Annotated in this window: 8 protein-coding genes; 3 read left to right on the top strand and 5 right to left on the bottom strand. The window is 35.2% G+C overall.

Annotated features, from left to right (window positions below):
* Positions 1–55 precede the first annotated feature (55 nt).
* Genes ABEB31_RS15395 through ABEB31_RS15385 form a run of 3 tightly spaced genes read right to left on the bottom strand, consistent with a single transcriptional unit; the run spans position 56 to position 3,497 of the window.
* The gene (locus ABEB31_RS15395) at positions 56–2,023 is read right to left on the bottom strand and encodes a T9SS type A sorting domain-containing protein (protein ID WP_347052524.1); all 1,968 of its coding nucleotides are present in this window, start codon (positions 2,021–2,023) and stop codon (positions 56–58) included.
* A gap of 29 nt (positions 2,024–2,052) precedes the next feature.
* Positions 2,053–2,784, bottom strand: coding sequence for an outer membrane beta-barrel protein (locus tag ABEB31_RS15390; RefSeq protein WP_347052523.1), 732 nt, complete (start codon positions 2,782–2,784; stop codon positions 2,053–2,055).
* Positions 2,785–2,795: 11 nt separating this feature from the next.
* Positions 2,796–3,497 (bottom strand): outer membrane beta-barrel protein, encoded by a 702-nt coding sequence (locus ABEB31_RS15385; protein WP_347052522.1) that lies wholly within the window; start codon positions 3,495–3,497, stop codon positions 2,796–2,798.
* A gap of 183 nt (positions 3,498–3,680) precedes the next feature.
* On the opposite strand from ABEB31_RS15385, the gene ABEB31_RS15380 reads away from it, so the two are divergent.
* Positions 3,681–4,328 (top strand): hypothetical protein, encoded by a 648-nt coding sequence (locus tag ABEB31_RS15380; RefSeq protein ID WP_347052521.1) that lies wholly within the window; start codon positions 3,681–3,683, stop codon positions 4,326–4,328.
* 105 nt (positions 4,329–4,433) lie between these two features.
* Here ABEB31_RS15380 and mnmE read toward each other — a convergent pair whose 3' ends face one another.
* Positions 4,434–5,834, bottom strand: a complete 1,401-nt coding sequence (mnmE, locus tag ABEB31_RS15375) for a tRNA uridine-5-carboxymethylaminomethyl(34) synthesis GTPase MnmE (RefSeq protein ID WP_347052520.1) — start codon at positions 5,832–5,834, stop codon at positions 4,434–4,436.
* Between the two features lie 180 nt (positions 5,835–6,014).
* On the opposite strand from mnmE, the gene ABEB31_RS15370 reads away from it, so the two are divergent.
* Together ABEB31_RS15370 and ABEB31_RS15365 are read left to right on the top strand one after the other, a co-directional pair.
* Positions 6,015–6,848, top strand: a complete 834-nt coding sequence (locus ABEB31_RS15370) for a universal stress protein (protein ID WP_347052519.1) — start codon at positions 6,015–6,017, stop codon at positions 6,846–6,848.
* A gap of 61 nt (positions 6,849–6,909) precedes the next feature.
* The gene (locus ABEB31_RS15365; protein ID WP_347052518.1) at positions 6,910–8,682 is read left to right on the top strand and encodes a MutS-related protein; all 1,773 of its coding nucleotides are present in this window, start codon (positions 6,910–6,912) and stop codon (positions 8,680–8,682) included.
* Between the two features lie 178 nt (positions 8,683–8,860).
* Here ABEB31_RS15365 and ABEB31_RS15360 read toward each other — a convergent pair whose 3' ends face one another.
* Positions 8,861–10,462 carry a Na+/H+ antiporter gene (locus ABEB31_RS15360; RefSeq protein ID WP_347052517.1) on the bottom strand — a complete coding sequence of 534 codons (1,602 nt, stop codon included), beginning with the start codon at positions 10,460–10,462 and terminating at the stop codon, positions 8,861–8,863.
* Positions 10,463–10,477: the final 15 nt, after the last annotated feature.

The following is a 10,477-nucleotide window of genomic DNA, read 5'->3' as shown; positions in this document are numbered from 1 at the left end:
GATAACCGGTTAATATTATATTGATTACAGCTTCAAATTTAAATTGAAACCCGAATTATTTCAGAATGACTTTAAAGGTTTTAGTGCCGAAATCGGAACTCACTTTTACCAGATATATTCCTGTTGCACCCTTTATCACATCTTCATGCAGGTAGGTCTCAATCTGATTGTATTTGGTTTCTTTTAGCAGCGAACCGTTTACAGCATACACATGTACTGTTGCATTTGTCTTTTTAGGAAACTGCATCGCGATCGCATATTTTCCATCTGGCGTCGGATTTGGATATAAAATCAAAATACTCGAATCATTAATTTCTTTCCCGTCTGTGTTTACGGCTATTTTCATGGAAGTCTTACATTCCTGATCGTTTATTAATCGAAGTTCGTAGTTACCCGGCTGATCAACCAGTAATTTCGGATTATCATCAACAAAATTACCTTCATAAAACCATTCGTACTGATAATTTCCTGCGGGAAGATCTTTTGCGGCATCCAGAAGGACGGCGTTTCCATCGGTCAATAAATATTGAGATTTCAGGTTTGGAAATGTTCCTTCTTTATCGGCAACAAAAACTGTTTCAGAATACAGATTCCCTCTTTTGTCCTTAACAATATAGTCATAAGTTCCCGATGAAAGCTGTACACCATTCTGACTTTTCGCCGCCTGATTCCATTGTTTTACAACAGCGGCACTTCCTTCTTTTTTTACCGTTACGGTAAAGGGCGCTTCTCCGCCTTCAATGGTGTAATTCAATTCACCAGAGCCGGAAACGCCGCAAACAGCTTCTGTAATCCACACGCGGCTAAACATTTGAGGCGCTATTTTAAGAGTAAATTTTGTAACTCCGGTTTTGTGTTTGTTCCAGTCAAAATCCTTTAAAACTAATTTTTCTGAGCTTGACGTACTTCCTAAACGAATGTATTCTGAGTCGTTTTCATCATAAGTTCCTTTTCCTGAATAATCAACCAAAAGCCAGTAATAAGTATCTTTGGGTAAAGTTCCTTTTATAAATTTAGGATCAAAAGTCCAGTCTAACGTTATATCTGAAGGATTTGCAAAATCCAGCTGCCACTCTCTGGAAATACCAATTGGTTCTCCCTGCTCCTGCTTTTTTACTAACAGATTTTTACCGTTATCACTCCAGAAAGTAAAATAGTTGTTGGGAATCTGGTTGGACTTGCTTTTCATTTCTATCGTCAACATTCCTTCGTCAATCATATTATTGCTTTTTTTCTGCAATAACCCGCTGGCATCATCACGTCCTACGGCTGTAATAGAGGAATTAAATCCTTTATGTTTTTCTAAGTCCCAAATCGTATGACCCTGACTGTTTACATAATTTTTATTCTCAAACTGAGAAAGAGAGATTCCATATTTTATGGCCAGATAACTTGCTGCTTTTTGAGTTTCTAATCCTGATAAAACACGGTTAAAAACCACGATTTCACTAATATTGCCTTTAAAATCTTCAGGTGGCAGTTTTTCAAGTTTGGATTTTTGTCCAATCGTTAAAGACGAAAATTCTGCCACAGTATCTGTAACATTCTGCTGAAAGAAGTGAATATTGGCTTTGTGAGGTTTAATTTTTTCCTGATACGATTGATAGGAATATTTCTTTAAATCAACTAAACGTTTATTGGTCGCAGCCGAAATTATTTTTTTAGGATCATTTATAGTCCATAAAAACTGTTCCTTCAAACTGTCATTAACTTTATAAACCATAAAAAGGGTCTGACGTCTTTTACTATCCACACCAAGAGGAACGATCAACGAATCGTGAGCTGCATCAAAAACAATACTCGGATTATAATTGAAAGCAGTGCCTTTATGCTTATTGGCCGATACCTTTGTTTCTTTATTTGTACTGTTATTTTCCCAATAATAATTCTCGCCGGTATTTCTGGATTTTAGCCAGAAATAAGGTTGTGCAACGCCTCCGGGCAGGATTTTTTCCTGAGAAAAAGCAGTACAGGAGCAAAATAATGCTGTAAAAACAATTGCAGAAAACATTTTTCTTTTCATAACCTAATTGGTTTTTTAGTATGGAAAACCTAGAAATTTCCTAAATCATCAAAATCAAAAGAATAACCGATAATCAGGGAAATGCTGTTGATTTTATTTTTGTTTTCGCTGTAACGATGTCCGTTTTCCTCCGTCATTAAAGCATCTGTAAGACCGAGAGTGTATCGGGCTCCCACAGATAATTTAGAATTGAATTCATATCCCATGGATAACATACCGTAGAAATAATTTTTACCGGTAAGAGATTCTTTAAGAACTTTCTGCACATTGGCATCCGGCTCAAAATAAACTCCCGAATCTGCAAATATTTCCTGTGCATTTGATGAATACTTAATATTGTCACTTGAAATATTAAAACCCACATACGGACCTGCACCTATATAAAATCCTTCTATTGGATAAAACTTAAGCTGAGCGCCGAGATTGATATAACTATATCCAAAAGTCATTTTGTATTTAAGCCCTTTTACATCTTCATAATTCAGATCCGTACTCTGACCAGAATAGGAAACTTCCGTCTGGATAGCGACTTTGGCATAAGGGTATTTCCAGTTGATAAAAAATCCACCCGTTCCGCCAAACTTTCCTTTTTCTTCTAAAGTGTATCCTTCATATATACCTTTTGGTACTATCACATCGGGCAGATTTGACATTTTAGAATAAATTCCGCCGGCAAAAAGTCCGTACGTAATTTCACGGTCTCCCTGTGCAAATAGAAATTTGGTGCTTACTAATAATAGAAGCAGAATAATTTTTTTCATTTTTAATTAAATTACCATTGATGAAAACTGTAGCCTACCGAAAAACTAAAGACACTGCTTTTGTTTTGATTTTCAATAAACTGAAAAGAAGATGCATTACTTTTAACCATATCTTTAACGCCTAAATAGTAGCGGAGATCAAAATGAATGCTTTCATGAAGTTCATACCCTAATGCAACACAAAGTGAGAAATCATCAGCACCGTCTAGTCCGTCTTTATAAAACTGTCGGGTAGCTACATCGTACATGCCGCCTGCTTCGTTAGAAGTATATGTAACATCGTTTGGAGACAGGTTAATTCCGTAAAAAGCTCCAAAACCCAGATTCAGACCTTCATATGGATATACTTTGTATAAGGCGCCTATTTGTAAAAAAGCATAGTTAAGTCCAAGCTCAAATTCTTTTCCAACTGCATCACGGTACTTTATTGTTTCTCCCGATTGGCGAAACAAAATTTCAGGCTGTATCGCGACACGGGTATCATAAAGCTTGCAATTAATAAAGAAACCCCCTTCTATACCCAGCTTTCCTTTACTTTCCATAACACTGTTATCAAAGGTATTATCTCGTCCTTTAATACTTTCCGGTAAATTGCTAAAGGTAGAATGAATGACGCCAAGCTTTAACCCATAAGTAATATTGGTTTCGTTCTGACTGTAAACAGGGGCATTAATAAAACAACTAAAAATTAATAAAGGTAATATTACTTTCATTCGCAAAATTTTTTGCGAATATATGTATTAATTTTAATTTTGAATTAGAAATAATCGCCAAAGAGTAGAAAAAAACGGACAATATACCTGATTTCAGGTATGCGCTGGTTTTAAGATTCCTTTTATATTTGCTGCCTTTTAAAATCATAAAAAAATAATATATTTATTACAAAAAAAAATCTCATGAAACAAGCCAGTTTAATTTTCGCAATCTTTTTATTATGCACAACAACAATACATGCCAAGTATATTAAAGCCGTATTGTACATGGAAGATGGAACTGTTAAAAAAGGACTTGCCGAAAAAGTGGCTTATAATGATTCTAAAGTAAAATTTAAGGCAAACGAAGAAGCAGCAAAAGAAAAATTTTCAAGTTCGGATATTAAAAAAATTGAATTTACAGATGATAGTAACGTTGTGTATACGGCCGAAAAATATTATGCTACAACGGCAAATCTTTTTACAGGAAAATTTTCCCGATCGGGCAAAAAAAGATGGTTTTACATGGTTTCTAATAAAAATGCAAAAATAGGTTATATTGTAGAAGAAGCCAGCAACCGACCAAATGCGGGCGGAACCAGCAGGGTAATTACTCCGGCAAGTACCTCCTATTTCTTCGGAAAAAAGAACAGCGAAGAACTGGTTTTTGGTTATGCAAAATCTGCCGGCAGCCACCTGGCAATAGGTACAGATTCTTTAATTAGAAAAATGTCGAGAGAAGCTTTTGGCGATTGTCCTAAAATTATTGATGCCATCGAAAAAACTGATTTTAAAGTAAAATCGGTCATGGAGCAGCTGCAATCTATTTTTGATAAGAATAAATGTCTGTAAGGATACACAAAAATCTGTATTCGAATGTAAACCACAAAGAGCAGAAAATGTTGATAGTAACATTTTCTGCTCTTTTTTTATCCATTTATATTATATTTTTTTCGGTTATTTCCCGATGCAAAAATTAGCGAAAATATTCCCCAGTAATTCGTCATTAGAAACCTGTCCGGTAATCAGTCCAAATTGATATAGCGCTTCCCGGATATCGAGTGCCATCAGATCGCTGGAAAGTCCAGATTCTAAACCAAATTTCACTTTCATGATTTCATCCAAAGCTTTTAATAGCGAATCATAATGTCTGGTATTGGTAACAATGGTTTCATTATTACGGAGTGCACCGGTATTTACAAAAGACAATAATTCATTCTTTAAATCCTCAACTCCAATCTTTTGCTTTGCCGAAATCAACAGCAGTTTTGCATTTAAATTCTCTAACTTATTGGTAATATTTGACACTTCCTCTTCAGACAGAATATCTTTTTTGTTTACTACAATCAGTAATGGTTTTAATGGATATTTGTTCTTGATCTGTTCAATTTCATTGACAAATTCAGAACTGGAAACCTGAAATTTTAAACCATCAAACAGATAAATTACGACCTGCGCCTGCTCTATTTTTTCGAAAGTTTTCTTGATTCCGATACTCTCCACAACATCTTTCGTTTCGCGAATTCCGGCCGTATCGATAAATCGAAATCCAATTCCGCCAATTACCAGTTCATCTTCAATGGTATCGCGAGTTGTTCCGGCAATATCAGAAACAATGGCTCTTTCTTCGTTTAAAAGCGCATTTAATAAAGTCGATTTTCCAACATTAGGTTCCCCTACAATGGCCACCGGAATTCCGTTTTTTATCACATTCCCAACTGCAAAGGAATCAATTAACCGTTTTAAAACAAATTCAATTCTGTTTAATAATTCATGAAATTGAGTTCGGTCTGCAAATTCTACATCTTCTTCTGCAAAATCCAGTTCCAGTTCGATTAAGGAGGCAAAATTCAAAAGTTCTTCGCGAAGTTTGGCAATTTCATTACTAAAACCTCCGCGCATTTGTTGCATGGCAATCTGATGTGAAGCTTCGTTATCCGATGAAATTAAATCTGCTACAGCTTCTGCCTGGGACAAATCTAGTTTTCCATTTAAGAAAGCTCTCAAAGTAAATTCTCCGGCATCTGCCATTCTGCATCCGTTTCGTAGCAATAACTGAATAATCTGCTGTTGAATGTAAGTAGATCCGTGACACGAAATCTCGATAGTATTTTCGCCGGTATAGGAATTTGGTCCTTTAAATACCGAAACCAAAACTTCGTCCAATGTCTTATTTCCGTCCACAATATGACCCAAATGCAAAGTGTGGGTTTTCTGTTTAGTTAAATCTTTATTTTTAACAGATTTAAAAACAGAATTACCAATTGTAATAGCTTCCTGACCGGAAATTCGAATGATGGCAATAGCTCCCGCACCCGAAGGCGTAGCCAGAGCAACTATAGAATCTTGATTTATCATGCTGCAAAGATATTAAAAAAGGATAATTTATTCTGAGGAATCTTTCTTTCAAATTATCTTATAAAACCTTTAAAATAAAGAAGATTAACAAATTATTAAGTGTTAAATTACTGATAATTATCAGGTTGTTTTTCTGTTATAATGAGTAAATTTGAGAGACAAACCATAATCTTAATAAAAATGAAAAAGATATTATTCCCAACCGATTTCTCTGACGCAGCAACCAATGCGTTTGTTCATGCCTTAGAATTTGCTAAGATTGTAAAAGCCGAACTGATTCTGCTTCACACTTTTGAGATCCCGGTTTACGACAGCCAGTTTTTTCCTGAAAATTACGCCTCTATTTACAGTTCAATCGAATTGGCGAAATTTGAAATGTTTAAAGATGAGATTCCGAAACTGAGAACCATTGCAATGGAACGCAATCTGGAAGACATTGTGATCAAACACCGTTTAATGGACGGAGATCTGATCTACAACCTGAAAAATGCAATTGAAGAAGACCAGATTGATTTTGTAATAATGGGAACCAACAGCGTCTCTGACTGGACCAAATTCTTTACCGGTTCTAATACCAACTCTGTGATTGCAGGGGTCGATGTTCCTGTTTTGTGTGTTCCTGCCGAGGCTAAATATAAAAAAATCAAAACTATAGGTTTTACTACGCGCTACCGTGAAAAAGACAAAAAAGAACTCAGAAAAATTCTAAAAATCGCAAGAAAAACAGATGCTAAAGTAAAAAGCCTTTATGTAAAAACTTCCAATTCTGATGTGACAGATGCCACGAGAAAAGAATGGGAAAACGAATTTGCGGGTGAAAATGTAGAGTTCCTGGTTTTACCAAGCGACGAAGTTAAAGAAACCATTCTGGATTTTGTATTGTACAAAGACATTGATATTTTAACGACAATTACACATAAACGTTCGTTTTTTGAAAATCTTTTCGATTCCGGTTTCAGTCAGAAAATTTCAAAAGAAGTTCAGATTCCGGTTATGATCATGCACGAAGATTAAATACCAAAAGTGATGGTTTTGTAACTTAAAAGCTATATTTGTATTTCAGCAAATAAATACAATGAAAGCATATTTAGACAAGGTTACAGAATATTCAGAATTATACAATAAAACCAATAAAAAATACAACAGCATCAGCCTTTTAAGGTTATTAAGTATTTTTCTTTTTTTGTTTTTTATGTTTTATTACATCAAAACAAATGAAATACTTTTTGTTTCTGCGGCTGTTTTGTCTTTTATTGGTTTTCTTTTTTTAATGAAAATACACTCTAAAGTCTCCTTTCAGAGACTTTTTGCAGAAACGCTCCTAAAGATTAATAAAAACGAGATTACTTTTTTAAAAAGAGAAAAAACTTCTTTTGAAAACGGATCCGAATTTATCGATTTTCATCATCCGTATGCCTACGATTTAGATATTTTTGGAGAACATTCTTTATTTCAAAATCTAAACAGAACTTCCACTTTTATCGGAAAAAGAACGCTCGCAGAAAAATTGCTGGGCACACTTTCTGAAACTTCTATTCTCGAAAATCAGCAAGCCATTCGGGAACTTAAAAACAAACTAAACTGGCGACAGGAATTTCAGGCTTTAGGAATAATAAGTCAGGATTCTAAACAATCGTATGAGGCAATAAAACACTGGATTTCTTTTAGAAATAATACTTTACCTAAAGTTTTGGTTATACTTTCAATTGTATTTCCTGTTTTATTTTTCGGACTGCTGGCCTGGTATTTTCTAACTTCCAAAATTATAATCTTATCGTACGTCACTTACGTTTTTATCGCCAATTTAATGGTTTTGGGAGCGGCAACCAAAAGAATTAAATCAGAAATTGCACAAGCGGACAATATCGCTAGTATCATGAAACATTATGGTTTACTGATTGAGAAAATAGAAAACGAGACTTTTGAATCAAAAAAATTAATCCGGCTTCAGGAGATTTTCGTTTTTAAAAATGAAAAAGCCAGCCAGCATTTAAAGCAGCTGTCTGAACTTTTTTCGAGAATGGACACTATCAATAATTTTGTAACAGCCACATTGTTTAACGGAACCTTCTTATTTAATCTTCATGTTCTTAGAGCACTTTTAAAATGGAAAGAAAATTATGCTTCTGAAATTTCGGGCTGGATGGATAACATTGGGGAAATAGAGACACTGAACAGTCTGGCAAATTTAGCGTACAATAATGCCGATTTTGTTTTTCCTGAAATTAATTCTGATTATAAAATCGAATTTAAAAATTTGAGTCATCCTTTATTAAATCCGGAAACCAGAATCGGAAACGATACGGAATTTTATCCCCAGTCATTTGTTATTCTGACCGGATCCAATATGTCCGGAAAAAGTACTTTTTTACGAAGTTTGGGAATTAATATGGTACTAGGCGGAATCGGCTCAGTTATTTGTGCTACAGAAGCTAAAATACATCCACTTCCAGTATTGGTTTCAATGCGATTATCAGATTCCTTGTCGGATAGTGAATCGTACTTTTTTGCCGAAATTAAGCGTTTGAAGCAGATTATGGAAGCACTGGAAGATAGACCTGCTTTTGTTTTGTTAGATGAGATTTTACGCGGAACTAATTCAGATGACAAACGAAACGGAACAATTGAAGTAGTTAAGAAAATAATTTCGAAAAACGCTATTGGTGCTATTGCCACTCATGATATTGAGGTATGTCTGACCACAAATGACTATCCTGAAACTTTAATCAATCAATGTTTTGAGGTGGAAATTCAAAACAATGATCTGCATTTCGATTACAAGCTCCGAAACGGAATCTGCAAAAATAAAAGTGCTACTTTCTTAATGCAGAAAATGGGGGTTATATAGTTTTATTTTGTTCTTAGTTCTTAGTTTTTGGTTCATGGATTTTGTACTTTGTACTTTGCATTAGTACTTTATCATGGTTTTACTGATTAAGCTGCCACTAAAATTTTAAACTTAATGGAAAATCAGAACTAATTATTATTGACCGGAAACTAAGTACTAAGAACTGAGAACTAAAAAACTAATCTTCATACATTTCCATCCATAGACGGGTTTCTTCGAGATCTAATTCTTTTTCTATTTTTCTGAAAATTTCTTCGTTTACCGAACCTGCTTTATGCATTTTCTCTAATTTAGAACGTTCTACATTCAGCAGATCAATCTGAATTTTGGTAAAATCATTAAAAACCTGACCGCCCATTACATTTCCTTTCCCGAAGAAATTGGCGGGAAGTTCTGTTTTCTGCAGACGATTAAATTTGACTTCATATTTACTTTTAATATTATGCAGCAAATCATCATTTAGTAAAGAAAAATTATCCTCAATATGAGTAATCGTTTCCGAAACTATGATGTTTCTGATATTGTATTCTTCAGCAATTATCGAGTAAGGCTGTACTTTCATTTTACGAATAATCCACGGAAGTGTCAAACCCTGAATCACTAAAGTAGAAAGTATAACGCAGAATACCAGATAAATAATCAGATTTCGAAAAGGGAAAGCCTGATTTGGACTTATAGAAAGCGGCAGTGCCAGAGCAGCCGCCATAGACACCACACCCCGCATTCCGGACCATCCGAAAATAATCATGTTGCGATAATCAAATTCTTCATTCTTCCGGATTCTTTTACTGAAAAATCTTGGCAGCATTGTGGCCGGAATAACCCATAAGAACCGCACCAAAATTACAACAACACTGACAACCGCACCCCAGATAAATAAGGACATTCCGGAATAATTATCGATCCCGGAAATGATTTCGCGTAACTGAAGTCCAATTAAGATAAAAATAAGACCGTTTAAGATATTGGTCAATACATTCCAGATTGTTCCCGTCATGATCCGGCTTTCGTGCGTAAAAATAGTCCCGGAACGAGCCGAAAGAAATAAACCTGTCACTACAACTGCCAAAACCCCTGAACCTTCAAAATGTTCGGCAAGGAGATAGGATGAAAACGGAGTTAGTAATGTCAGAGTGGTTTCGATGACTTCATCACACACAAATCTTTTATGAATATAACTCATGATAAATCCAACTGCGAGTCCTATTGCAATTCCAATGATACACATCAATACAAAATTAAAACCCGCTTCCCACAGCACAAAGTTTCCTGCAGTTATGGCAGTTAACGCATATTTATATGCTACAAGTCCGCTTGCATCATTAACCAGACTTTCGCCTTCCAGAATCGCAATCAGCCTGGGATTCAGTCCGAGTCCTTTTGTAATTGATGCCGCAGAAACTGCATCTGGAGGCGAAACAATGGCACCCAGCAAAAAAGCCAACGGCCAGGAAATATCATCTATTAATTCGTGTACGACAACAGCAACGGCAAATGTGGTAAAAAAGACTAATCCAACAGCGGCAAGTGTAATGGGGCGAATAGCATGCTTAAAATCGGACCAGCTGGTGTACCATGCAGAATGGTATAATAAGGGCGGCAAGAATAATAAAAAAACCACTTCGGGACTTAAAGCTATTACAGGAAGTCCGGGAATTATACTAATTATGACACCGCATAAAACTAATACAATCGGAATTGGAAAATTATATCTTTTACTAACAAGACTAAGAAATGCTACGCCAAAAAGCAGCATTATGATTACGGAAATATTCTCCATTTAGGAATTTATTTT

The sequence above is a fragment of the Flavobacterium olei genome, assembly GCF_039749035.1.
Lineage (GTDB): Bacteria > Bacteroidota > Bacteroidia > Flavobacteriales > Flavobacteriaceae > Flavobacterium > Flavobacterium olei.
The sequence above is the reverse complement of the archived record's forward strand: the minus strand, read 5'-3'. Positions and strand labels throughout refer to the sequence as shown.

Coding starts and splice junctions, on each gene's coding strand:
- ABEB31_RS15380 (WP_347052521.1), top strand. CDS start 3,681: ATGAAACAAGCCAGTTTAATTTTCGCAATCTTTTTATTATGCACAACA.
- mnmE (WP_347052520.1), bottom strand. CDS start 5,834: ATGATAAATCAAGATTCTATAGTTGCTCTGGCTACGCCTTCGGGTGCG.
- ABEB31_RS15370 (WP_347052519.1), top strand. CDS start 6,015: ATGAAAAAGATATTATTCCCAACCGATTTCTCTGACGCAGCAACCAAT.
- ABEB31_RS15360 (WP_347052517.1), bottom strand. CDS start 10,462: ATGGAGAATATTTCCGTAATCATAATGCTGCTTTTTGGCGTAGCATTT.
- ABEB31_RS15385 (WP_347052522.1), bottom strand. CDS start 3,497: ATGAAAGTAATATTACCTTTATTAATTTTTAGTTGTTTTATTAATGCC.
- ABEB31_RS15365 (WP_347052518.1), top strand. CDS start 6,910: ATGAAAGCATATTTAGACAAGGTTACAGAATATTCAGAATTATACAAT.
- ABEB31_RS15390 (WP_347052523.1), bottom strand. CDS start 2,784: ATGAAAAAAATTATTCTGCTTCTATTATTAGTAAGCACCAAATTTCTA.
- ABEB31_RS15395 (WP_347052524.1), bottom strand. CDS start 2,023: ATGAAAAGAAAAATGTTTTCTGCAATTGTTTTTACAGCATTATTTTGC.